We start from the raw sequence: 25,889 nt of genomic DNA, 5'->3' as shown, positions 1-25,889 counted from the left end.
CGGGTGACCGGCCCCGCCCGGAGCCGCCCCGTGGGGCCCCGGAGCCGCCCTCTACAACTCTCCGCGCAGAGAGCGGTGTCACTTCTGTTGACCACCTACCGTCTGGTCGGTACGTTCACCCGGAATCGCGGCGCCGCAAGCACTCCGTCCCTCCCCGCGTCCCGAAACCGGAGCGTGCAGCAATGGATACGGCTTCATCCGACTCCGCAGCATCCCAGCCCCCGAACGGCCAGGCAGGACCGCCGGGGAGGCAGAACCGGCGCAAGGTCGCCGCCGCCGCGGCGGCCGCCTCCGCGGTGGAGTGGTACGACTACTTCATCTTCGGCATCGCCGCCGCGCTCGTACTGGGCGGCAAGTTCTTCCCCTCCAGCAGTCCCGTCGCCGAAGTGCTCTCCGCCTTCGCGACGTTCGCCGTCGGCTTCCTCGCCCGTCCCGTCGGCGGCATCATCGCCGGGCAGCTCGGTGACAAGCGCGGCCGTAAGCCCATGCTCGTACTGGCACTCACCACCATGGGGCTCGCCACCACCGCCATCGCGTTCCTGCCCGGCTACGACCGGATAGGCATCGCGGCACCGATCGCCCTGGTCTCGCTGCGCATCCTGCAGGGGCTCGCCGTGGGCGCCCAGTGGGGCGGAGCGATGCTGATGGCGACCGAGTACGCGCCGGAGGGCAAGCGTGGACTGTACGGCAGCCTCGTCCAACTCGGAGTCCCCATCGGTGTCGTGACCGCCAATGTGGCCTTCCTGGTCACGGGGAGCCTGACCGGGGACGCCGCCTTCTCCTCGTGGGGCTGGCGCGTGCCGTTCGGTGTCGGCGTCCTGGTGCTGCTGCTCGCCTGGTACATCCACGCCCGGGTGGAGGAGACTCCGGAGTTCCGCGCCGCCGAGCGCGAACTCGCCGAGCGGGAGCGGGCGGAGCGCGCCGGAGGCGCACCCGGGCAGGAGGGGGAGCGCGAGCGTTCGCCGCTGCGCACCATCCTGCGGCACCACATGGGCACCGTTCTGCTCGCCGGCGGCTCCTTCGCCGTCAACACGGCCACCTTCTACATCATCATCACGGGCGTCCTGGACTACACGACGCGCGACCTGCACATGGAGCGCAGCTCGGTGCTGATGGTCTCGCTGCTGGTCAGCGTGACCCAACTCGTACTGATACCCGCCGCGGCCGCACTGTCCGACCGGCTGGGGCGGCTGCCCGTCTACACGGCGGGCGCGGTGGGGCTTCTGCTGTGGGCGGTGCCGATGTTCCTGCTCATCGACACCAGGTCCCTGTGGCTGCTGGGGCTGGGCACGTTCGTCACGAGCTGCTTCCTGAGCATCATGTACGGGCCCCAGGCCGCCCTGTTCGCCGAGCTGTTCACGGCCGAGATGCGCTACACCGGTGCCTCGCTCGGGTATCAGATCGCCGCGGTCGTCGGCGGTGGCCTGGCCCCGTTCATGATGGTGCTGCTGCTGGAGGTCAGCGGCACGTCGATGGCCGTCTCGGCCTACATCATGGGGCTGGCGGTGATCGCGCTCGCGTCGATCCGCGTACTCGCCAGGCGGGCCCGTCAGAGGGAACAGGCGGCGGAGAAGGACCGGCCGGACGCTCAGGCGGAGCCCGCCTGAGCGGGCCTGAACGGCGCACCGCGGCATCCCGTCCGGTGCTCCGTCCTACCCGGCCGGCCGTACCGCCGTACAGCCGTAAGGGAAGACCGTCCCTACGGCCCGCCCTCAGGGCCGCAGTGCTGCGGCGCTCTCGGCGAGGCGCCGGATGCGGGGCCAGTCCCCCGCGGCCAGCGCCTCGCCGGGCAGCATCCAGGAGCCGCCCACACAGCCGACGTTGGGCAGCGCGAGATACTCGGCGGCAGCGGCCTCCTGGATGCCGCCCGTCGGGCAGAAGCGGACCTGAGGGAGGGGCGCGGCCAGCGACCTCAGATACGCGGTGCCGCCCGCCGCCTCCGCCGGGAAGAACTTCATCTCCGTCACCCCCCGCTCCAGCAGCGCGATCACCTCTGAGGGAGTCGTGGCCCCCGGCAGGGCCGGTACTCCCTGCTCGCGCATCGCCTCCAGCAGCCGGTCGGTGCACCCCGGACTGACCAGGAAGCGTGCCCCGGCCTCCACCGCGCCGCTCGCCTGCTCGGGTGTGACGACGGTTCCCGCGCCGACGACCGCCTCGGGCACCTCGTCCGCGATGGCCCGGATGGCGTCCGGTGCCGCCGCCGTGCGCAGCGTCACCTCGATCACCGGCAGTCCGCCGGTCACCAGGGCCCGGGCCAGCGGCACCGCGTCCGCGGCGTCGTCCAGGACGACCACGGGGATGACGGGGGCGAGGTCGAGCAGCGAGGCGGACGGAGGAGCGGTGGGGGAGGGGACCATGGGGGCATCCTGCCCCCGGCGTCACGGCCTGCGCAACGGGCGTTGTGCACGGCGCAACGCCCGTCGACACCTCCCCGAACCGGACCGAACCGAACCGGACCGGACCGGTGCCGTCCGCCTGCCCGCCCGTACGGCGTGTCCGTCGCGCCCCGCTCTACAGCTCCCTGACCACCACGTCGACGGACCGCGGCTTCCCCGGCTTCGCCCCGGCCGTCTCCTCCACCACGTGGCCGAGTCCGCTCAGCGTCTCGACCAGCGCGTCCGGTGTGCCGGGCCAGGCGTCCCCCTCCAGCAGCGCCCGTACGATCCGGCCCTTCGTCGCCTTGTTGAAGTGGCTGACCACGGAGCGCTTCTCCACGCCGTCCACCAGCGTGGACTGCAGCACCCGTACGGTGACCGTCCGTTCGGCCAGCTCGCCCTTCGGCTTCCACATCTGTGCGTAGGGCGTCGAGCGCAGGTCCAGCACCGGCCCGGAACCGGCCGCGCGCGGCAGCGCGGACGCCATTGGCTCACGCCAGTACGCGCTCAGCGCGCCCAGTCCCGGGAGCCGGACACCGCCCGCACATCGGTACGCGGGAATTCGGTCCTTGATCCCCACCGCTCCCCACAGCCCCGAGAAGACCAGCAAGGACCGTGCGGCACGCCGCTTTGCCGCCGGGCCGAGGGTGGCCAGCCCGAGCGCGTCGTAGAGAACGCCGGTGTAGACCTCCCCGGCCGGACGGGCGGGCGCGTCGCGCAGCCCGGCGTTCCTGGCGACCTCGCCGCGCAGCCCCTCGCTCAGGCCCAGCACCTCCCGGGCCTTGTCCTCGTCGGAGGCGCACAGCGCCACCAGCTCCTGAAGGACTGTCTCCCGTGCCGGGGCCAGTTCCGGCAGCGACAGCGCGCCCGGTTCGACGGGACGTCCCCTCCCTCCCGCGGCCTTCCCCTCGGACGGCGGCAGCAGCACGAGCACGGCGGGTCTCCTTCGCGGGTACGTCAGCGGGCCGCTGAGCAGCGTACGGGGACAGGCGGGGAGGAGGGGAATCCGGACGGGAAGGCGGGAGGGAATCCCGGCGGGGCGCCGGGGTTCGCGCGGGCCGTGGGCGCGGAGGCGGCGGGGAACCCGGCGCGGGCACGGCGCCGGGTGGCGGCCCGGGGGAGTGAGGTGCAGCCTGGAAGCGGAGCGTGGACCCATGAAGGCAACGGCTGTACGTCCTGACGGTCCGGGTGGCGGGCGTGAGGCTCGTCCGTGCCGTCCGTCCGCCCGTCCGGTTCGTCGCGGGCGCCGGCCGGTCCAGGACGCGTCCGCGCCGAAGGAGGGTGTGTGATGGCCAGGGCGTCCGGCCGGGCCCAGATGCTGGGCGGACTCATCTCCGCCAGCCACTTCACCACTCTGACCCAGGTCCCCGGCCTGGTCAGCGACTACGCCACCGCCTACGGCTGGCCGGAAGTGCTGCTGTATCTGTCCGACATCCAGCAGAGCGTGCTCTCCCTGCTCACGGGCGAGAGCCTGGACGGCGGAGATGCGGGCGAGGGCGCGCGCACCGAGATCCGGATCGACGGGACGGCACCGGGCCGTGCCTTCCAGCTCGGCGAGATCCTCCCCACCTCGGCGCAGCGCGACCAGTGGTGGGTGCCCGTCCTGAACGGCACCGAACGGGTCGGCCTGATGCGCGTCACCACCGCGGACGCCGGTGAGGACTCCATGCGCGACATGCGGGAGCTGGCCGGACTGGTGGCCCTGCTGGTGGTGACCAAGCGCGGGACCAGCGACGCCTACGCCCGGCTGGTGCGGCGCCGGCGGATGAACGTGTCCGCCGAGATGGAGTGGCGCCTGATGCCGCCCCGCACGTTCGCCACCGACCGGCTGGTGATCAGCGCCCTGATGGAGCCCGCGTACGAGGTCAGCGGTGACGCCTTCGACTACGCCTTCGCCGACGGTGTCGCTCATCTGTGCGTCATCGACGCCATGGGCCACGACACCGCAGCCGGTCTGACGGCGAACCTGGCGGTGGCGGCCACCCGCAACCTCCGCCGGCAGGGCAGCGATCTGGTGGAGACGGCGAACGGCGTGGAGAAGGCGCTCGTCGAGCAGTTCGAGGACACGCGCTTCGCCACGGGCATCCTGGCCCAGATCGACATCTCCACCGGTGAACTCACCTGGATCAGCCGCGGCCACTACCCCCCGGTCGTCATCCGGGGAGGCCGGTTCGCCATCGCCCTGGACTGCGCACCCGCTCCGCCGATGGGTACGGGGCTGGGAATCTCTCCCACGGTCTGCCGGCACCAGCTCGAACCCGGCGACCGGGTCCTGCTCTACACGGACGGCATCACCGAGGCGCGGAATCCGCAGGGGGACGAATTCGGCCTGGAGCGTTTCACCGACTTCCTCATCCGGCATCACGCGGACGGGCTGCCCGTCCCCGAGACCATGCGCCGGCTGATCCGGCACCACCTGGAGTACCACCGGGGACGCCTCGTCGACGACGCCACGATGATGCTCGTGGAGTGGCACGGGCCGGCCCCCTACGAACCGGGTCAGGCCGAGGCGCTGGTCGGGCTCCCCGGCATCAACAGTCCGCGCCGCCTGTACGGGGTCTCGCGCTGACGACACGCTGACGACGCCGCGTTGACGACGCCGGGAGGGGGCCCCGATCCGGGCTGCGGAGCGGTGATCCGCGGCCTCCCGGTGACCGTTCCCGTGGAGCCGGAGCCTCTTTCGCCGGGTGCGGGCAATTCGTCCGCGGAATACTTGCGGGGCCTGTTCGGGCTGGGGGAGTATGCCGCCGAGGGCGGGGGTGCGGCTTTCCACTCGCGCAGGAGCGAAAGGGATCTGATGACCAATCCGTTCGACGACGAGCAGGGCACCTTTTATGTACTCGTCAACGAGGAGAAGCAGAATTCGCTGTGGCCCGCGTTCGCCGACGTTCCCGAGGGCTGGACGATAGCCTTCGGCGAGGACAGCCGCCAGGCGTGTCTCGATTACGTCGAGGAGAACTGGCGCGACATGCGGCCCGCCAGTCTTGTGAACGGCGCGGGCTGACAGGCGGAGCACCTTCCCCACCGGCGGGCAAGGCCGGCCCTGGCACCCAGCGGCGAGTGACCCCGGAACGTTCACCAGGAACGTTCCGGGGTCACTCGCTGTTGTGCGTACATTGCTCCGGGTGAGGGTGCGCCGCTGTCGCTGTTCAGGGGGAGGCAAGGGTTACCGGCGTTGCGGAATATCATGTTCCAGAAAACCGCCCGGTAAGTTGGAGCGACTCATTCCGGATGACGCTCCGGGGTACGGATCGGACGCCGTCGTGACCTCTCCGGCAAAACGTTCAGAACGATGCACATCCGCGTCGGTGCCTATACCCGGCTAAATCGCCGACTGGTTGATCGGGCCACCTTTCACGGAGCGCGGGATTTCCATTTGCGGTCCCTTCTCCTCGTCAAGTCGGAGCTGTAGCATCCGGATTCTGACCAGGACCGGGGGAGGTTGTGTGACGCCTCAAGTCGCGGAGAACGGGGCATTTCCTGTCGCTGTGCGCAGTGCCGCCTGGCACTTGCCCGAACGGGTTGTGCCCGTGCCCGAGCTGCCCGAACTGGCGGCGCTGCCGGAGAGCGAGCGCCGTACGTGTCTGGCGCTGGGGGTGGAGTCCGTACGGGCCGACGACGGCATGAGCTCGGCCGACCTCTCCGAACGCGCCGCGAAGAAGGCTCTGGAGGAGGCGGGCGTCGCCGCCCGTGAACTGGGCGCGCTCGTCGTGGTGGAGCCCCGTGCGCCGGAGACGCTGCTCAGCTCCGAGGCGACACGGCTCCAGCACCGCCTCGGAGCCGACCGGGCGGTCACCTTCACCGTCGGCGGTCTGGGGTGCGTCTCGATCACCCCCGCGCTGCTCGCGGCCCGTGGACTGATGTGCGCCGACCCGGAGCTGGGCGACGTTCTCGTCGTCCACGGCAGCAAGCCGGCCGCCGCGGGCCGCTACCGGCACCCCGTGACGGTCAACGGCGACGGCGGCCAGGCCCTCCTGCTCTCCCGCGAAGGCCCGGTACGGCTGCTCGACATCGTCCAGGAGACCAACGGCGCCCACTGGGACCTCTTCCACGTCAAGTACCGCGACCGGACCGCCGATCAGTGGCGCGAGGAGTGCCGGGACCCCTCCACGTACTCCTTCCGTCTCGCGATGGAGACGCGGGGCCGGATATCGGCCCTGCTGAACGGGCTGCTGGAGCGCAACGGGCTGAAACCGGGCGACGTACGCGGATACCTCAGCCAGAACCTGTCGATGGCCGGGTTCACCTTCACCGAGGAGTCCCTCGGCATCGAGATCATGCCCGCGTGCAGGGAGAACCTGCGGGACCTGGGACACCTGGGCCCCAACGACGTCTTCCTCAACCTGCGCACGGCGATCGACCGGGGGGAACTCGCAGCGGGGGACCGCGCCGTACTCATCAACGTGAGCCCAGTGGCGGCGTGGAGCGTGCTGCTGGCCGAGATCGGACACGGGGAGCCGAGAACGTGAACGAGACCACGCAGGAGATCACCGAGTTCCTCACGGCCGCCCTGCGGCGGCCGGTCGGCCCCGAGGACGACTACTTCGCGCTGGGCCTCGCGGACTCGCTGTTCGCGCTGGAACTGGTGACCTTCGTCGAGGAGCGCTTCTCCCTGACGGTCGAGGTCGAGGACCTCGACCTCGACAGCTTCCGCACGGCCGACCGCATCGCCCGGTTCGTACAACGCAAGACCGGCGCGCCCGAGTTCACCGAGACACAGTGAACGGCGGCGACGAGGAGAGGGCCGCCGCAGCGCAGGAGCAGCCGTCGCCGGTCACGGCCGCCGAGCGGCTGGCCGCCGACCTGCGCCCGCACGCGGCCGGTTGGGACCGGGAGGGCGGACTGCCCGCCGCGGTACGCAAGGAGGTGGCCGCCGCAGGACTGCTGGCGCCCGACCTGCCCCGGCGCTACGGCGGATCGGAGGTCACACCGGCGCAACTCGGCGAGATGTGCGCCCACTTGGGCGGCGTCTGCAGCGCGCTGCGCGGCCTTGTGACCGTACAGGGAATGGTCGCGGCCGCCGTGAACCGCTGGGGCACGCGCGAGCAGCGGGAGCAGTGGCTGCCCCGCCTGGCCGACGGCGGGCTGACCGCCGCCTTCGCCGCCACCGAGGAGGGAGCCGGCAGCGCGCTTCCGGCGGTGGAGACGCGCATCGAAGGGGCAGCGGAGACCGGCGGGGGCGGCGAGGGTGACGGGGTGGTCGTCACGGGCCGCAAGAGGTGGCTCACCTTCGGGCAGGACGCTCAGGTCTTCCTCGTGCTCGGTCAGGACCGGGGCAGGCCGGCGGCCGTACTCGTCGAGGGAGACCGCGACGGGGTCGGCAGGGAGCCCGTCGGCGGCCAACTCGGCATGCGGGCCGCGCAGATCGCGCACGTCACCTTCGACGCCGTACGGGTGCCCCGGCGCAACCTCCTCGCCCCGGCGGGGCTCGGGCTCTCCCATGTCGCCGCCACGGCGCTCGACCACGGACGCTTCACCGTCGCCTGGGGGTGCGTCGGCATGGCCGAGGCGTGCGTGGAGGACGCCACGGCACACGCCGCCGCCCGTACGCAGGGCGGATCGGCGCTCTTCGGGCATCAGTCGGTACGGGCGCTGCTCGCACGGGCGGCGGTGGAGACCGCCGGAGCGCGTGAACTCGCCCGCCGCGCCGCCGAGTTCCGTGCCAAGGGGGCCCAGCGGGGTGTGAACGAGACAATCGTCGCCAAGTACGCGGCCGCCGCCGCTGCCGCCTCAGCGAGCCGGGACGCCGTACAGGTCCTCGGCTCGGCCGGATGCGGTCCGGACAGCCGCTCCGGACGCCACTTCCGCGACGCGAAGGTCATGGAGATCATCGAAGGAGCGCAGCAGGTGGCCGAAGAACACATCGCCGAGCAGCTGTTGCGGCGGCACGCGCCGCAGCCCGCCGCAGCCCGCGGCGAGGGGGTGCCCGCATGACCGCCCCGCAGGACGTTCCCCGTGACGGGCAGCAGGACGACGGGCAGCGCGAGGTCCGCCAGGACGGGCAGCGCGGGACCGAGGGCGCCGCGCCGGTGGTCAAGTGCCTCGTGTGGGACCTGGACGACACGCTGTGGGACGGCGTCGTGCTGGAGGGGGACGAGCCCGTGCCCTTCCCCGCGGCGCTCAAGACGCTCAGGGTCCTGGACGAGCGTGGCATCCTGCACGCCGCCGCCAGCCGCGGCGAGCCCGCCGTCACCTCGCGCCATCTGGACGGACAGGGCGTTGAGGAGTGGTTCTGTGACGTCCAGGTGGGCTGGGGAGCGAAGTCCGCCGCGGTGCGCCGCATCGCCGAGGGCCTCAACATCGGTCTGGAGACCGTCGCTTTCGTCGACAACGACCCCGTGGAACGAGCCGAGGTCGCCTCCGCGCTGCCGGTGGTCCGCTGCTACCGGGCCGACCAGGTCGGCACTCTTCCCGATCTCGCAGAGTTCCAGCCCGAGTTCGTCACCGAGGAGGCGGGCAGGCGGCGGCACCTCTACCGCACCGAGAGGCGGCGCCAGGCCGTCGAGGAGGAGTACGGCGCGGACCGCAGGGGCTTCCTCTCCTCGCTCGGCCTCGTCATGACGGTCCGTGAGGCGACCGAGGAGGACCTGTCGCGGGCGAGTGAGCTGACGGTGCGCACGCACCAGCTCAACAGCACCGGGCTGACCTACGACGCGGAGCAGCTGCGGGAGTTGATGGCCTCACCGCGCCACCGGGTGCTGGTGGCGAAGCTGCGGGACCGCTTCGGCGACTACGGGATCATCGGGCTGGCCGTCAGCGAACTCACCTCCGCCGATTCCGTGCTGCGGCTGATGCTCATGTCGTGCCGGGTCGCCTCCCGCGGAGTGGGCACCGTGCTGCTGGACCATCTGGTGCGGCAGGCCGTCGCCGAAGGGCGCAGGCCCGTCGCACACTTCGTGCCCACCGAGGCCAACCGCCAGATGCTGGTCACGCTGCGGTTCGCCGGGTACGTCCCGGTCCCGGGCGAGGAGGACCCGCTCGTCCTCGCCTTCGACCCCGAGCGCCTGGCACCTGCGGAACAGGGCCATGTGCGCGTCGTCGCGGACGAGGACTGAGGGAGTGGGGCCGCAGTGACGTACGAATCCGCGGGTGAGCACACCGGCACGGCCGCCTCGGGACCGGCGGCGGACACCTCCCTGCGGTGGCCCCCGCTCCTGGAAGCCTTCCGGCGGCAGGCCGCCCGCACGCCGGGGACGACGGCGCTCGCCGTCGGGGGCACCGAGCTGACCTACCGCGAACTCGACCTGGCCTCGGCGGCGTTGGCGGACCGGCTGCGCCGCCGCGGTGCCGGCCCCGGCCGCGTCGTGTGCATCCGGCTCGAACAGGACGCCGTCGCCGTCACCGCGATGCTCGCCGCCCTGCGGGCGGGTGCCGCCTGGGCGGTCGTCGAACCCGACCAGCCGCCCAGCAGGCTCAGGGCCCTGCTCGCCGACACGGACTGCGCCGTCGTGCTGACCTCCGGGCCGGACCCGGTGCTGGAGGGCCTGCCCGGGGCACCCGGCACGCTCGACGTTGCCGGGGTGCACATACGCGAACTCATCGAGGCGGGGGCCGCGTTCGCGGACGGGGAGATCGCGGCCGTGCCGGAGGAGGCCCCCGCCTACATCGTCTGCACCTCGGGTTCGACCGGAACGCCCAAGGGAGTGATGGTCAGCAGGGGGCAGCTCGCCGCGTCCGTCGGACCACGCGAAGGCGTCTACGGCAGCGGGCACTCGACCTTCGTGATGGCGATGCGGCTGTCCTTCGACGGGATGCTGGGCGGCATGTTCTGGTCCTTCACCCGCGGCCACACCCTCGTGCTCCCCGACGACAAGCAGCTCAAGCAGGTGCACGAACTGGCCCGCCTGGCAGGGGAGTACAGCGCGACCCATCTCATCGTCGTCCCCTCCTACTACCGCGCGCTGCTGGACGAGGGCCGGCTGCTGCCGCGCACGCTGGGACTGGTCGTCGTCGCCGGTGAGGCGTGCACTCCCGAACTGGTGCGCGCACACCGGGAGCAGCTGCCCGGCGCGGAACTGGTCAACGAGTACGGGCCCACGGAGACGACCATCTCCTGCACGGTCGAACCCGGCCTCGATCCGTCGTGGGCCCGTATACCCATCGGGAAGCCCTGGCCGGGTGCCGAGGCGCGGGTGCTGGACGACCGGCTGCGCGAGGTGCCTCGCGGGGAGCGCGGCGAGCTGTACATCGGCGGCACGTTCGTGGCCATGGGGTACGCCGGGCAACCGGGCAGGACCGCTGAGCGGTTCGTGGCAGACCCGTACGGCCCGCCGGGCAGCCGCCTCTACCGCACCGGGGACATCGCGCATGTGGACGGGTCCGGCTCGCTGCACTACCACGGCAGAGGCGACCAGCAGGTGAAGATCCGCGGTGCCCGGGTGGAACTCGGCGAGGTCGAGGCGGCCCTCGAACGTCACCCGGCCATCGGGCAGGCCGTGGTCGTGCTGGACGCCGCCGACGGCGGGCAGCCGCGGCTGGTCGCCTTCCTCACCGCCGCCTCGCCCGGCGGCAGTACCCCCTCCTGGTCCGAACTGCGCTCCCACTGCTGGGAGTTCCTCGTCGAGCAGGCCGTACCGGTCTTCTTCAGCACGCTGGAGCGGATGCCGCTCAACACCAGCGGCAAGGCGGACCGTCCGGCGCTGGCGAAGATGATCCCCGCACCCGCGTCCTCGGATGCCGGCCGCGGGGAGGACGACGACGGTCCCGGTGGCCGGGTACACCGCGTCGCTCGGATCTGGTCCCGGGTGCTGGGGCACGACGAGTCGGGGCCGAGCGACAACTTCTTCGCCGTGGGCGGCAGTTCGCTCAAGGTGATCGATCTGCACAAACGGCTGGAGGAGGAGTGGCCCGGGGTGCTGCGGGTGGGTGAGCTGTTCGACCTCACCACGATCTCCTCACAGGCGGAGGCGGTCACGGCCCGGCTCGGCGTACCGGTCGGGGCCTCCCGGCCGGACGAAGACATCCCCGCAGCCTACGAGTTGTGACGCGGAGTGCTTGTGAGGGCGGAGTGCGCATGAACGGAAAGGCGATATGAGCGCAACGAGCGCGGCACACGGCCGGCCCGGCATCGCGGTGATCGGGATATCCACCCGGTTCCCGCAGGCCGACAGCCTCGCCGAGTTCCGGGAGAACCTGCGTGCCGGCCGAGACTCGGTGCGTGCGATGCCGGCGGACCGGGTGGAGGCGACCTGTCTCGACCCCGACGCGGACTACCCCCATCAGGGGTATCTGGACCGCATCGACCTCTTCGACCACGAGTACTTCGGCCTCTCGCGGCGTGAGGCGGAGGTGACCGACCCCCAGCACCGGCTCGCGCTCCAGCTCACCCGCGAGGCCCTGGAGAACGCCGGCTACGCGGCCTCGGCGATGCGGGACTCCCGTACGGCCGTCATCTTCAGCTCCCCCAGCAACGGCTATCTGCCGCTGGTGCGCGAGTACGGCACTCTCAGCATGATCGGGAACATCCCCTGCGGCCTTCCCGCCCGCGTCTCGCACCTGTTCGGACTCACCGGCCCCTGCTACGGGGTCGACACCGGCTGCAACGGATCACTCGTCGCGGTGCACCAGGCCTCCCGTGAACTGCGCGACGGCGACGCGGACTTCGCGGTGGTCGGCGGCGTCAGCCTGAAGCATGTCGTACCGCCCGCCGAGACCGTGGGAGCCTTCCCCGGGATCGCCTCCCCGACCGCGAAGTGCCGTGCCTTCGACGAGGGCGCGGACGGCGCCGCCGGCGGCGAGGGCGGAGCGGTGCTGCTGCTGACCACGCTCGAGCGGGCCCTGGAGGAAGGCGCGTTCGTCCACGCCGTCATCCGCGGCAGCGCCGTCGTGCACAACGGCCGTCACTCGGCCACCATCGCCACGCCCAGCGCCAACTCCCAGGCCGAGGTCATCCGCAAGGCGTGGAGCACCGCCGGGGAGGACATCGCCACGGCGGGCTACATCGAGGCGCACGGGTCGGGTACGCGGCTGGGCGACGCCGTCGAGGTGGAGGGCCTGACGCTGGCCCGCACCGGAGCGGGCACGGACGGCGGCGGGGGTGGCGACCTTCCCATCGGCTCGGTGAAGACGAACCTCGGGCACCTCGATCACGCTGCCGGAATCGCGGGCCTGGTCAAGACGGTCCTCAGCGTCCGGCACGCCGAGCTCTACCCCACGCTGCACTTCACGCGCCCCGCCCAGGACGTCGACCTGGCAGCGGCGCGGCTCGACGTGGTGACCTCCCCTCGCAGCTGGGAGGCGCCCGTACGCCGGGCGGGCGTCAGCTCCTTCAGCCTCGGCGGCATCAACGCACACTGCGTCGTGGAGCAGCCGCCGGCCAGGACGGCGGGAGGCGACACCGCGCGGCGCCCCGCGTCCGCCGAGGAGCAGGCGCAACTGGTCGGCGTCTCCGCCCGCAGCGCCGGCGACCTCATCGCCCTGTGCGAGCGTCTCTCGCTCGAACTGCGGGAGAGCGCCGCACCGTTGGCCGATGTCGCGATGACGCTCAACGAAGGCCGGGACCACCACCCGCACCGGATGGGCATGGTCGCCCGCAGCACCCCGGAGCTGGCGCTGAAGCTGGCCGCCCAGGTCACCTGGAGGCGGCTGGAGAGCGAGCGGCCCCACGCCCCGCAGTCCCCGCGGGACGCGGACGGACCCGGTGGCGCGGACAGCGCCCCCGCGGCGGCACCGCGTGTCGTCCTGCTGCTGTCCGGTGACGCCGAAGGCGCAGTGGCCGGCGAAGACGCCCCGCTGCCGCAGGAGTTGCCGCTGCCGTCCGTCCTCGCCGAACGGGTACGGGGCCAACTGGCCGCGCACGCCCGGCTCACGGAGGCCGGGGTACGGGTCGAGGGGCTGATGAGCTCCGGTGCCTCCCGCTATGCCGTCCGCTGGCTCCAGGGCAGGCTCTCCGCCGCGGACACCCGTGCGCTGGAGCGGGCGAAGGCGGACGGTGACGCCGCCGGTGAGGTCTTCGGCGGCCCGCCGCGCGCGGACCGGCTCCAGGCTGCCGTGGAGGAACAACTCGCCGCCGGACCGGTGGTCTTCGTCGAACTCGCGGCACGCGGCGAGATCAGCGACCTGCTCTCGCCGAGTCCCGGCGGGCGTCCCGGTGCCGAGGTGGTCACGCTCGGGGACGGTCCCGACGGCGTGCTCGACGCCCTTGCCCGGCTCTACGAGGCCGGGTTCGACCCCGACTGGGGCGCGTTGCGGCTCTCCGGCGAGCGCCGTGGGGGAGCCGGTACGGGCGAGGGCCGCCCGCCGCGGCGTGTCCCGCTTCCCGGACACCCCTTCCGCGGCGTCCGCTGCTGGGCGCGTCCGCTGGGAGAGGTCATCCGCTTCGACGGCTCCGGGGCCGCTCCGCCCGCCGCGGGGACGGGCACGGCCACCGGGGCCGTCACGGACGCCGGGACCGCCGGGACCACCACGGCCGCCGGGCCCGCCGGCCCGGCGGCTCCGCCCGCCGCCACGGAGCCGCCGCTCTCCGCTGAGCAGCACGCGACGGTCGGACGGCACCGCAAGGCCGTCCCCGGCGACGGGCCGCAGCCTCCACGGGAGGCGACGGCTCAGCCCCGGACCCGGCCCCGGACGCCGTCACAGGCGCAGCCGCCGTCGCAGACCCAGCCGCCGACGCCGCCTCCGCAGGTGTCCCCGGACACGGCGGAGTCCGACCGTTCCCCGGGCGGTCAGGCGTCTCCCGCTCCCGGCCCGGAGACTTCCCCCGGCACACCGGAACCGGCCGCGGCCCCCGCCTCCGGGGCGGAGGAGGTGCTGGCCTGGCTGCGCGAGACCCTGGCCGAGCTGCTCTACGCGGACCGGGTCGCCGCCGACGCCGACTACTTCTCCATCGGCGGCAACTCCGTCATCGCCCTCCAGCTCATCGAGCGCGTACTCACCCGGTACGGCGCCTCGCTCAAGCTCATCGACATCTACGCCCACCCGCTCGTCTCCGACCTGGCCGGGGCCGTCGCCGAGCGCCTGCCGCAGAGCCCGGCCGGCACGGCGGGGTCCGCGCCCCAGCCGCACACGTCGCCCGGCGCGCGGCAGCCCCGGGCGGAGGACGCGGACGCGCCGGAGGCGCCGGGCGGCGTGCACCGCCTGCCGGCGATCCGTCCGGGTCAGGAGCCGACGCTCTCCTACGGGCAGGAGCGGATGTGGTTCCATCACCAGCTCGACCCCGCCACCACGCTCTACAACCTGCCCGGCGCGTCCCGGCTGAGCGGCGAACCCGACCTGGAGGCACTGCGGCTGGCCTGGGAGGACCTGGCCCAGCGCCATCAGGTGCTGCGTTCGAACTTCGCCGAGGCCGACGGCAGCCCGCGGCTGGTCATCCGTGACGAACTCGGCGACTTCTTCCGCGTGCTGGACGTCTCCGGCGAACCGGACCCGGAGCAGGCGGCCCGCAGGGCAGTGCAGGCCGAGACGCACTGGGTCTTCGACGTGGCCCGTGACCCGCTGGTCCGGGTGACGGTCGTACGCATCGGGCCGGGCGACCACCTCTTCTGCTGGACGATGCACCACGGCGTGAACGACGGCTGGGCACCGCAGATCCTCATGGGTGAGCTCCTCCAGTTCTACGAGGCCCGCTGTGAGGGACGCGTGCACCGGCCGGAGCCGCTGCCCGTGCAGTACAGCGACTACGCCAAGTGGCAGCGCGAGTTGCTCGAAGGCTCACTGCTCGACGGTGAACTCGACTACTGGCGCGAGCAGTTGCACGATCCGCCCGCACTGGAGCTGCCCACCGACCGGCCCCGCCCGGCGCGTATGGACTACGCCGGTGCGACGTCCGGTTTCACCGTCCCCGCCGAACTGGTCGGCAAGCTGCGCGCGCTGGGCAGCCGGGAGACGGCGACTTTGTTCATGGTGATCCTCACCGGTCTCAACGTCCTGCTCTCCCGCTGGTCGGGTCAGCGCGACATCGTCGTCGGCACGCCGACCATCGGCCGCAGCCGGCCCGAACTGTGGGGCCTGCTCGGCTTCTTCAACAACACCATCGCCCTGCGCTCCGACCTGTCGGGGGATGTGAGCTTCCGCGAACTGCTCCGCCGCGTGCGTGCGGTCGTGCTGGGAGCGATGGAGCACCAGGAGATCCCGTTCGACAGGGTGGTGCGGGACGTCGCACCGGACCGCGACCCCAGCCGCAACCCCATCTTCGACATCATGTACGTCCACCAGACGCTCCCGCCCAACTTCTCCTTCGGCGAGAGCACGTTCAATCCCGGACGTCCCGGCGGCGAGGAGGAGGAGACTCCGCTCTTCCCCGGACTCCCGCCGGGCACTGCCAAGTTCGACATCACCGTCGTCGTCGCGGAGCGGCCCGACGTCGAAGAGCTCGAGGTCGCCGTCGAGTACAGCACGCAGCTCTTCGACGCCGGCACGGTGGCCGCGATGATGGACTCACTGCTGGCCCTGCTGTGGGCCGCGGCCGAGGACGAGGGCACCCGCTACCGGGAGTTGCCCGCCGGTCCGCCGAAGGTGACCCGGCCCGGCGGGGGCACCTCCGCCGGGGCCGTGCTGCCGCCGGCGGAGGCCACCGAAGCCACGGAGGCCACGGAAGGGACGGAGGCGCCGGACCCGGGGGCCGGCCGCGAACCACAGGAGCCGCAGCCCCCGCGGGCCGCCGAGGCCGCGCAGTCCGCCCCGTCCACACGCACTCCGCAGACCACGCGCACTCCGCAGGCCGGGCACACTCCGCGGACCGGTCAGGGCGGCGAGGCCGGGCACTCCGACGGCGAAGGCGTCACCGCCTGCCTCCGGCTGCGCGGTGACGTCGACGCCGAGGTGCTGCGGGAAGCCTTCGACGACCTGACCGACCGGCACGACGTGCTGCGGACCCGCTTCCCCGTGCCCACGGCCGAGCAGACCCTCTCGCCGTTCGCCCGGCCTCCCCGGAGCCCCGCCGCCGGATTCTTCAGCACGGTCGACGTCTCGGGCCGTGCCGACCCCGCGACCGCCGCCCGGGACCTGACGCTGGCTCACGGGCGAGTGGCCATCGACCCGGCGACGGGATCGCCGTTGCGGGCATTGCTGATCACGACGGCCCCCGCCGACCACGTCCTGGTCGTCACCACGCACCGCGAGGTCTACGACGGGGCCCAGCCCGGGGTCTTCTTCGGCGACCTGTTCGCGCTCTACGCCGCTCGCTCGGGCGGCGCCACGGCGGGCCCGGCCACTCTCCCGGTCACCTACAACGACTACGCGCAGTGGCAGCGCGACCTGCGCGCGGACGGCCTGCTGGACGGCCAGCTCGCCCACTGGCAGCAGACGTTGAGGGGGCTGAAGGCGTTCGAGACGCCCGCCGACCGCCCCCGCCCCGCGCACGGGCCGCACACCCGTGCCTCGCACGGATTCCGCCTCCCGGAGCGGCTGGCGGCCGGTCTCGCCCGCCACGGTTCGCGCGAGGCGCTGCTGGCGGGCATCGCGACGCTGCTGTGCCTGCGCTCCGGTACGGACGAGGTGGTGATCGGGCTGACCGAGGCGGCTCCCGATCCGGACGCCGCCCCCGACGCCCGTTCACGGCCCCGGCTGGGCGAGCTCATCGGTCCGTTCGCGAACCCGCTGGCGTTGCGCATCGGGACCTTCGACGACCCGGGTCTGGGCACCCTGACCGGCCGTGTCCGCGACGTGCTCGCCGACGCGGAGGGCCACAGCGATGTGCCCTTCCACGACGTGGTACGGGCGCTCGCGCTTCCCCGGCAGCCGGGGAGGGCGCCGCTGTTCGACGTGGCGTACGCCCATCACCGGCTGCCCCGGACGCTGGGCGGCGAGGCCGGGCTCGACGTGGGCCCCGTCCGCTGGCCGGGATCGGGTGCCGCGCGGCTGACCTTGCCCGCGGGTGGCGAAGCGGGCTCCGCAGGCGGCTCCGCCGGCGACGGCCCTCCCGGCGACGGCACGTCCGGCAGCGGCGGTCCCGGTGCCCCGGGCCCCGATCTGGCCTGGTCGGTCGTCGAGGGCCCCGGAGCCGGCGAAGTGCACGTCTGCGTGGACTACCGCACGGAGATGTTCGACGCCGCCGGTGTCGCCGCCATGTCCGCCGACCTGGTCTCGCTCCTGCGTCTGGGCTGCCGCGAGCCGGAGGTGCCGCTGAGCGATCTCTGGCTCTCCGGCAGCTCCCTGTACGACGACTGACATTCCGACGGGCAGAAACGGAAGAGGAAGGGACCCCGCGACCGTGGGCGAACGCAAGGACATCGAGCCGGCCGCGCCGGTGGGCGTCGTCGGCGCCGGCACCATGGGCGCAGGCGTGGCCCAGTGCTTCGCACAGGCCGGCCATCCGGTGGTGGTCGTCGACCCCGACCCGGATGCCCGCCGCGACGGGGCCACCAGGCTCCGTTCCGGGCTGCGGCTGCGGAGCCTGCTGCGCGGCAGAGGCGCCGCGGGCGCCGGTGCGGCCGCGAAGGACGGCGACGCGGAGCGGGAGGGCCGCAGGGAGCAGGGCGCGCAGACCTCCGCGCCGGGCGCCGCCGGCCCGGCAGACCCCTCCGGGCTCGTGGAGTTCTCCGCGGACCTGGCCGCTCTGGCGCAGGCGTCGTTCGTCGTCGAATGCGCGCGTGAGCGGGAGTCCGTGAAGGAGGAGATCCTGCGCGGACTGGACGCCGAGTGCGGGCAGGAGACGGTCTTCGCCTCCTGCACCTCGGCCATCCCCATCGCCCGCCTCGGCTCCTTCACCCGCCGCCCCGACCGGGTCATCGGCACCCACTTCATGAACCCCGCGCCGCTCAAGGACGCGGTGGAGGTGGTCCGTTCGCCGCACACGAGCGAGGCGACCCTGGCGCTGACGCTGGGTTTCCTGGAGCGTCTGGGGAAGAAACCGCTCGTCGTGGGGGACGGGCCCGGCTTCGTGACCAACCGCGTGCTGATGCTGACGGTCAACGAGGCCGCGGCCGTCCTGGAACAGGGCACCGCCGACGCCGAGACGGTCGACCGCGTCTTCCAGGAGTGCTTCGGGCACCCCATGGGGCCGCTGCGCACCGGCGACCTCATCGGACTCGACACCATCGTCGACACCCTCGACGTCCTGCGGGAGCACACCGGCGACGAACGCTTCCGGCCGTGCCCGCTGCTGCTCAAGCTCGTCACCGACGGCAGCGTCGGCCGCAAGGCGGGCAGCGGCTTCCATCAGTATCCGAAGAGCCCGCTCGTCCCACGGGGAGAAACAAGTCATGGCTGACCACCACTCCGCGCGCTTCCCGATGTCCGCCGCCGGACGGGAGATCTGGCGCGAGACGCAGTCCGGCGAGGGGGCACCCGGCCCGTACGCAGCCGAAGTCGTCGAGATACGCGGGCGGTTGAACACCTCCCTCTTCGAGGAGGCGGTGCGGGCGGTCACGGCGGAGAGCGAGGCGCTCCGGCTCTCCTTCGCCCCGGACGCCGGGCCGGGGGAGGAGCCGCCGCAGCTGGAGGCGGCGGGGGAGTTCCCGCTGCCGCTGCTGGACTTCCGCACGGAGGCCGACCCCCTGGCGGCCGCCGAGGAGTGGGAACGAGCGGAGACGGCACGCCCGCCGGAGCGCGAGACCTCGTCCCAGGCGCTGATCCGCCTGTCCGCGGACCGCTTCCGCTGGTACCACCGCCACCACCGCTCGGTGCTCGACGGCTTCGGCTGCTCGCTGGTCACACGCCGAGTCGCCGAGGTCTACACCGCACTGGCCGAGGGCTGGACGTACGCGGACGAGGCACTGGCGCCGCTGTCCCAGCTGGAGGCCGAGGAGTCGGAGTACCGGGCTTCCGAACAGGCCGCGGAGGACCGCGAGTTCTGGCTGAAGCGGTACGCCGACCGCCCCGAGCCTCTCTCGCTCGCCTCAGGTGCGGCGCCCGGCGCCCCGGCCGGGACGTCCGGCACCGTGAGTTCCCGGGAGTCCGTGCTGAGTGCCGCCGCAAGCCATCGCGTGCGGGAGGCCACCCGGCACACCGGCACCGACCCCGGCGCGGTGCTGCTCGCCGCCGTCGCGGCGTACACCCACCGGCTGACCGGCGGCACGGACGTGGTGCTGGGCCTGCCGGTCGACGGCCGTACGAGCCGCGCCTCACGGCGCGTTGCGGGGGCCGCGCAGGACACGGCGGCGCTGCGCGTGACCGTACGGTCCGGCACCGGCTTCACCCGCCTCGTACGCCAGGTGGCGCACGAGAGCCGCCGGGTCCGGCGCCATCAGCGGTTCCGGCACGCGGAGTTGTGCCGTGAGCTGGCCGCCGGCGGCACTGGCGGCACCGGCGGCGCGGACACCGGCCAGGTGCCCCCGAGCCTGTACGGGGCGGTCGTGGACGTCCGCACCCCCGGCCTCGAAGTGCGCTTCGGCGACCACAGCGCCTCGGTCCGCCGCCTGGGCACTCCCGTGCCCGGCGACCTGTGCGTCGGCGTCGAGGAGGACCCCGCCGACCGCACGCTGCGAATCACCTTCACCGGCGCCGCCGGCCGGTACACCTCCGCCGAACTCGACGCGCACCGCGACCGGTTCGAGCGGCTGCTGGCGGAGGCGGCGGCCCAGCCGCACCGCCCCGTGGGTGCGTTCGACCTGCTGGGCGCCGACGAGCGGCGGAGCGTGCTGTCCTGGTCCCGCGGCTCGGGCGCCCGCCCGCTTCCCGCCCGTACGCTCCCCGAACTGCTGGAGCGCTCGGCGGCACGCCACGCGGACGCGACCGCGCTCACCGGGCGTTCGGGAAGCCTGACCTACCGCGAGATGGACGAGCGGTCCAACCGGCTGGCCCGGCTGCTCATCGAGAGGGGCGCCGGTCCCGAACGCGTCGTCGGTCTGCTGCTGCCCAGGTCGTCCGAGACGATCGTCGCGATGCTCGCGGTGCTCAAGGCAGGTGCGGCGTACCTGCCGCTGGACCCGGGCTACCCGGCTGAGCGGCTGCGCTTCATGGTCCGTGACGCGCGCCCGTCGTGCGTGCTGACGGACTCCGCGGGAGCCGACCGCGGTATCGGCGCCGCCCCGCTGCTCGTCCTCGACAGCGCCGGCACCGCCGGTGAACTGGACCGCCGCTCCCCGGCACCGCTCACGGACGCCGACCGCGCGGCCCCGCTGGAGCCCTCGCACCCCGCGTACGTCATCTACACCTCCGGCTCCAGCGGCACCCCGAAGGGTGTCGTCGTCCCGCACCGCAACGTGCTCTCCCTGATCGCCTGGGCGAGCGAGGAGTTCGGGTCCGCCACGCTCGCCCACACCCTCGCCGCCACCTCGTTCAGCTTCGACGTGTCCGTCGCCGAGATCTTCCCCGCGCTCGCCGCCGGCGGCCGTGTCGAGGTGGTCAGGGACCTGCTGTCGCTGATGGACGGTGACCCGCCGCGCTGGACCGGCGGGCTGGTGTGCGCGATTCCGTCGGTGCTGGCCAAACTCACCGAACACGGCGGCCTGGAGCTGTCGGCGGCGACGCTGTCGATGGCGGGGGAGGCTCTGCCCGCGTCCCTCACCGAGCGGGTGCGCGAGACGATGCCGGGCACCCGCCTGCTCAACGTCTACGGGCCCACCGAGGCCACCGTCTACGCGACGGCGTGGGCGGACGGGACCTCCCGGCACGAGTCCGTGTCCGGGCCGCCCATCGGCCGTCCCCTCGGGCACGTACGCACCTACGTCCTCGACGGAGCGCTCCAGCCGGTCGAGCCCGGCAGGCCGGGCGAGCTCTACCTGGCGGGCGACGGGCTGGCCCGCGGGTATCTGCGGCGCCCCGGACTGAGCGCCGACCGCTTCGTGGCCGACCCCTACGGCGCGCCCGGTGAGCGCATGTACCGCACCGGGGACCTGGTGCGCTGGCTGCCCGACGGACAGCTCGACTTCCTCGGCCGCATCGACGACCAGGTCAAATTCCGTGGTTTCCGTATCGAGTTGGGCGAGGTGGAGTCCGTACTCGGCCGCCACGGCACAGTGGCCGAGGCGGTCTGCGCCGTCCGGCGGGACGCGCAGGGCGAAGCCAGGCTCGTCGCGCACGTGGTGCCGGCGGCGGGGGAGCGCACCGAGCCCGAGGCGTTGCGGGAGTGGCTGGCCGAGCGGCTTCCGGCGTACCTCGTACCGGGGGCCGTCATGGTGGTCGAGGACCTGCCGCGTACGCCCAGCGGGAAGCTCGACCGGGAGGCGCTGCCCGGTCCCGGGCCGGTGACCGGCGCCGCGTCCGCGAGGGCAGCGTCCGCGGAAGCCCGTCCCGCGGAAGCCCGTCCCGCAGCCTCCGAGCCCGAGCCTGTGCCCGAGCCTGTGCCCGAGCCGGAGCCGACCGCCGAGACCCCCGCCGCTCCGACCGCCGAGACCCCCGCCGCTCCGACCGTCGAGACCCCTGCGGTCCCGGGAACGCCGGAAGCCCCGGTGGCCCCCGCGGAGCCCGCCCCCGCGGAGCCGGCCCCCGTGTCCTCCGGGACGGGCCCCGGGCAGGAGCCCGGCAGGTCGCGGGAGGAAGCGGTCGCCGCCGTCTTCGCGTCGGTGCTGCGGCTGTCCGAAGTAGCCCCGGAGGACAGCTTCTTCGACCTCGGCGGCGACAGCATCGTCTCCATCCAGCTCGTGAGCCAGCTCCGCAAGGCCGGACTCGTGCTCACGCCGCAGGACGTCTTCGAGCACAAGACCGTCAGGGCGCTTGCCGCCGTGGCGCGGGAGACCACGCGCACATCCGGCGGAAAGACCGAGTCCGGCGTCGGCGAGGTGCCCCTCACGCCGATCGTGCACTGGCTGCGTGAACTGGACGGTCCTGTCGACGGGTTCCACCAGGCCGTCCTGCTCCAGGTGCCGGGCGGTCTGCGCCAGGACGTGCTGACGAAGGCCGTTCAGACCCTCTTCGACCATCACGACGCGCTGCGGCTGCGCCTGGAGATGTCCTCGACGGGTTCCAGGGACTGGAAGATGACGGTGCGTCCGCGTGGTGCGGTGCCCGCGTCGTCCTGCATCAGGCGGATCGACGTCTCGGGCGCGGGCGACGGCCTGGCGGAGACCATCGGACGCGAGGCCGCCAGGGCCAAGGAGGAACTGGACGTCCGGTCGGGCACGATGGTGCGAGTCCTGTGGTTCGACGCCGGTCAGGACGAGCCGGGCCGGCTGATGTTCATGGGCCACCACCTCTCGGTCGACGGCGTCTCCTGGCGCATCATCGTCCCGGACCTCGCCGCCGCCTACGAGGCGCTGGAGGCCGGCCGGACGCCGCAACTCCAGCCCGTCGAGACGTCGTTGCGGCACTGGAGCCGCGAGCTGAACGCCCAGGCCCGCCAGGAGCAGCGGCTGGCCGAACTGCCGCTGTGGACCGAGATGCTCGACACCCCCGGTCCGCAGCTCGCGAACCGCCCGCTGGACCCGGCACGCGACACCACCGGAGCGGCGCGCGCACACCTGATGACGTACGGCGCGGAGCGTGCCCGGCACCTGTTCACCACGATCCCCGCCGCGTTCCACTGCGAGATCAACGACGTCCTGCTCACCGCACTGGCCATGGCCGTACGGCGCTGCGTGGGCACCGAGGGCGACGTGCTGATCGACGTGGAGGGTCACGGCCGCGAACCGGTCGTCCCCGGGGCCGATCTCTCCCGTACCGTCGGCTGGTTCACCAGCATGTACCCGGTGCGCCTCGCGCCCGGCGCGACGGGGACAGCGAACGGGGCAGGCTCGGGACGGGAGCTGGGACGTGCGCTGGGCCGTGTGAAGGAGCAGCTCCGCGCGATTCCCGACAAGGGCATCGGATTCGGCCTGCTGCGCTATCTGAACCCGGAGACGTCGCTCTCGCTCGCAGCCGCTCCGGCCCGGCACATCGGCTTCAACTACTTCGGCCGGTTCCTGCTTCCCGCCGCGGCCGGTGAGAGGGACTGGGCCCCGGCGCCGGAGACCACGATGAGCGCCGGCGCGGACGCGGAGATGCCGCTGACGCACCCGCTGTCCATCAACGCCCTCACCCAGGACGCCGAGGACGGCACCGAACTGGCCGTCTCCTTCGTGTGGCCGGAGGGCGTCGTCGACGAGCAGACCGTGCGGGACGTGGCCGACGCCTGGTTCGAGATCCTCGACTCCCTCGCCGAGTACGCCACGCAGCCGGGGGCCGGCGGCCGTACGCCGTCCGACTTCCCGCTGGTGGACCTCGACCAGGACGAGATCGACGAACTGGAGGAGACACACCCCGACCTGGAGGAGATCCTCCCCCTCTCCCCGCTCCAGCAGGGCATGCTCTACCACGTCCTGCTCGGCGCGCTGGCCGGCGACGCCGACGAGAGCGGGAGCGCCGAGGCGGACGAGGCAAGGAGCAACCTCTACACGGTGCAGCTCTCCCTCGACCTGGAGGGCACGCTGCACGCGGAGAAGATGCGCGAGGCGGGCCAGGCGCTGCTGCAGCGCCACGGCAACCTGCGCGCGGCGTTCGTGCACGAGGGGCTGCGCCAGCCCGTCCAGGTGGTCTGTTCGGACGCCCAACTCCCGTGGCGGCAGGAGGACCTGAGCGGCCTGAGCGAGGAGGGCCTGGAGCGGGAGACGCACCGGCTGATGCGGGCCGAACGGGGCCGTCCCTTCGACCCGTCCCGGCCGCCGATGGTGCGGATGATGCTCATGACGACGGGCGAGCAGCGCTACCGGCTCGTCCTGACGACACATCACATCCTGCTGGACGGCTGGTCGTTGCCCGTGATCGTGCGGGAGCTGTTCGCGCTCTACCGGGACTCCGTCGGCGCGGCGGGCGGCGTGCAGGACCTGCCGGCCATCACACCGTTCCGCGACTACCTCGCGTGGCTGGACAGCGTCGACAGCGGCGAGGCGGAGGCCGCGTGGCGCGAGGCGCTCGCCGACCTGACGACCACCACGCGGCTCGCGCCGGACGAGGGCGACCGTGAGCCGAAACCGCCGTCCCATGTGGCCGTCGAGCTGACGGAGGAGACCACGACGGCTCTGGTGGAGATGGCGCGCCGGCACGGGGTGACGCTGAACACCGTCCTCCAGGCGGGATGGGGGGTGCTGCTGGGCCTGGCCACGGGCAACGAGGACGTGGTCTTCGGGTCCGTCGTCTCCGGCCGCCCCGCCGAACTGCCGGGCGTGGAGACGATGGTGGGCCTCTTCATCAACACCGTGCCGGCCCGGGTACGGATGAACCCGGACGAGTCGCTGGGCACCCTCCTCGTACGGCTCCAGCAGGAGCAGACGCGGCTGATGCCGTACCAGCACATCAGTCTCGGTGAGATCCGCCAGATCACGGACATGGGCGACATGTTCGACACCGTGATGGCATTCGAGAACTACCCGATCGACGGCGTGATGGACGAACCCGCACCCGGTCTCGCCCTGAAGGGCGCCGGCGGTGACGACGCCCCGCACTACCCGCTCGGACTGATCGTCTCCGCACGGGGCGAGCGTCTCTTCCTGCGCCTGGACTACCGCCCGCACCTCCTCGAGCGCGAGTACGTGCAGTCCCTCGCCTCCCGCTTGCAGAAGCTGCTGACGACGGTGGCCACCGACCCCGCCAGGAGCGTGGGCGGTGTCGAGACAGAGGGAGCCGAGCGGACGGGGGAGAGCGGGCAGGACGAGGAGACCGCGCGTTCCGCGCAGCCGGTGCGGGCAGAGCAGTCCGGCGGCAGTGGCAGTGGCTCCGGCAGCGCGGACGCAGACGCGGCCCCGGCCGGTCCGTCCGGAGAAGAGCAGGAGCACGAGGTCAGCGGCATCGGCGTACTGCTGCCGCTGCGGGAGGAGGGCGGCAGGCCGCCCCTGTTCTGCGTGCACCCGGCGGCCGGCATCGCCTGGTCCTACGCCGGACTGACCACTCCGCTCGGCGCGGACCAGCCGGTCTACGGCCTCCAGGCCCGCGGTCTGGACGGCACGGAAGTGCTGCCGGCCTCGGTGGCGGAGATGGCCGCGGACTATCTGCGGCAGGTGCGCCGGGTGCAGCCCGAAGGCCCGTACCACCTGCTGGGCTGGTCCTTCGGCGGCCTCGTGGCGCACGAGATGGCCGTGCAGCTGCAGGAGAGCGGCGAGCGGGTCGGACTGGTCTCGATGCTGGACGCGTTCCCCTCCGATGCCTCCGGCCCGGGGGAGTCGGCGGCGTCGGGTGGCGAGTCCGACGACGGGGCAGGTGACGCGTCCCGTCGCGCGGAGGAGGCGCCCGCGGACGGCGGCGTCGGGGCCGTCCTCGGCATGGTCCTGGAGTTCTTCGGATACGACCCGGCGGCCTGGGAGGGCGAGACGCTGACCTACGCCCGCTTCCTGGAGATCGCCCGTGAACGCACGGGTCTGCTGGCCACGTTCGACGAGTCGCGCGTCGCGGCCATCTGCCGGATCTTCCTCAACAACGGCACGATCTCCCGCGCGCACACGCCGCGCCGCTTCGCCGGCGACGCGCTCGTCTTCGCCGCGCGTGAGACCGACCCCCAGCTCGCGTCGGAGCTGTGGCTGCCGTATCTGGACGGAGGCAAGCCCGACGTCAGGTCCGTGGAGTACTCGCACGGCGAGATGGGGCGCCCGGACGCGCTGGGTGAGATCGGAAGAGCGCTGCTGCCCCGCCTGGAGCAGGACCCCACGGTTCCCGGGGGCGGTTCATGAGCGACGCCCCCGCGGCCACCACCCGTCGGGCCCGCACACGGCCCCGACGGGTGGCCCGCGC

13 protein-coding genes are annotated in these 25,889 nt (G+C 73.0%); 11 read left to right on the top strand and 2 right to left on the bottom strand.

Annotated features, from left to right (window positions below):
- The first annotated feature begins 182 nt into the window (after positions 1-182).
- A complete protein-coding gene (locus tag H343_RS0127795; RefSeq protein ID WP_028433788.1) occupies positions 183-1,607 on the top strand; it encodes an MFS transporter in 1,425 nt (474 codons plus the stop codon).
- 105 nt (positions 1,608-1,712) lie between these two features.
- On the opposite strand, the gene eda is transcribed toward H343_RS0127795, so the two are convergent.
- Together eda and yaaA are read right to left on the bottom strand one after the other, a co-directional pair.
- Positions 1,713-2,357: a bifunctional 4-hydroxy-2-oxoglutarate aldolase/2-dehydro-3-deoxy-phosphogluconate aldolase gene (eda, locus tag H343_RS0127790; RefSeq protein ID WP_028433787.1), complete on the bottom strand. Its 645-nt coding sequence runs from the start codon at positions 2,355-2,357 to the stop codon at positions 1,713-1,715.
- 154 nt (positions 2,358-2,511) lie between these two features.
- Positions 2,512-3,309, bottom strand: coding sequence for a peroxide stress protein YaaA (yaaA, locus tag H343_RS0127785; RefSeq protein ID WP_028433786.1), 798 nt, complete (start codon positions 3,307-3,309; stop codon positions 2,512-2,514).
- A gap of 354 nt (positions 3,310-3,663) precedes the next feature.
- Here yaaA and H343_RS0127780 point away from each other — a divergent pair, with 354 nt between their 5' ends.
- The 10 genes from H343_RS0127780 to H343_RS33290 all read left to right on the top strand — a co-directional run bounded on the left by H343_RS0127780 (position 3,664) and on the right by H343_RS33290 (position 25,828).
- Entirely contained in the window at positions 3,664-4,944 is a 1,281-nt protein-coding gene (locus H343_RS0127780; RefSeq protein WP_037905508.1) for a SpoIIE family protein phosphatase, read from the top strand.
- A 228-nt stretch (positions 4,945-5,172) separates the two neighbouring features.
- On the top strand, positions 5,173-5,379 hold the full coding sequence (locus H343_RS0127775; protein WP_028433784.1) for an MbtH family protein: 207 nt from the start codon (positions 5,173-5,175) through the stop codon (positions 5,377-5,379).
- 526 nt (positions 5,380-5,905) lie between these two features.
- The gene (locus H343_RS0127770) at positions 5,906-6,844 is read left to right on the top strand and encodes a 3-oxoacyl-ACP synthase (RefSeq protein WP_106958972.1); all 939 of its coding nucleotides are present in this window, start codon (positions 5,906-5,908) and stop codon (positions 6,842-6,844) included.
- A complete protein-coding gene (locus H343_RS0127765; protein ID WP_028433782.1) occupies positions 6,841-7,098 on the top strand; it encodes an acyl carrier protein in 258 nt (85 codons plus the stop codon). The genes H343_RS0127770 and H343_RS0127765 overlap by 4 nt, the downstream gene beginning before the upstream one ends.
- Positions 7,095-8,309, top strand: coding sequence for an acyl-CoA dehydrogenase family protein (locus H343_RS0127760; protein ID WP_486587086.1), 1,215 nt, complete (start codon positions 7,095-7,097; stop codon positions 8,307-8,309). The genes H343_RS0127765 and H343_RS0127760 overlap by 4 nt, the downstream gene beginning before the upstream one ends.
- Positions 8,306-9,430, top strand: coding sequence for an HAD-IIIC family phosphatase (locus H343_RS0127755; protein ID WP_078506161.1), 1,125 nt, complete (start codon positions 8,306-8,308; stop codon positions 9,428-9,430). The genes H343_RS0127760 and H343_RS0127755 overlap by 4 nt, the downstream gene beginning before the upstream one ends.
- A 15-nt stretch (positions 9,431-9,445) precedes the next feature.
- Positions 9,446-11,359 carry an amino acid adenylation domain-containing protein gene (locus H343_RS33300; RefSeq protein WP_051266258.1) on the top strand — a complete coding sequence of 638 codons (1,914 nt, stop codon included), beginning with the start codon at positions 9,446-9,448 and terminating at the stop codon, positions 11,357-11,359.
- Positions 11,360-11,405: 46 nt separating this feature from the next.
- Positions 11,406-17,480, top strand: coding sequence for a condensation domain-containing protein (locus tag H343_RS33705; RefSeq protein WP_051266254.1), 6,075 nt, complete (start codon positions 11,406-11,408; stop codon positions 17,478-17,480).
- A 43-nt stretch (positions 17,481-17,523) separates the two neighbouring features.
- Positions 17,524-18,522 (top strand): 3-hydroxyacyl-CoA dehydrogenase family protein, encoded by a 999-nt coding sequence (locus H343_RS0127740; RefSeq protein ID WP_486587085.1) that lies wholly within the window; start codon positions 17,524-17,526, stop codon positions 18,520-18,522.
- Positions 18,515-25,828 (top strand): non-ribosomal peptide synthetase, encoded by a 7,314-nt coding sequence (locus tag H343_RS33290; protein ID WP_028433778.1) that lies wholly within the window; start codon positions 18,515-18,517, stop codon positions 25,826-25,828. The genes H343_RS0127740 and H343_RS33290 overlap by 8 nt, the downstream gene beginning before the upstream one ends.
- Positions 25,829-25,889 lie beyond the last annotated feature (61 nt).

This window comes from Streptomyces sp. TAA204 (assembly GCF_000424965.1).
Note: the sequence above shows the minus strand (reverse complement) of the source record. Positions and strands in the feature narration are given on the sequence as shown.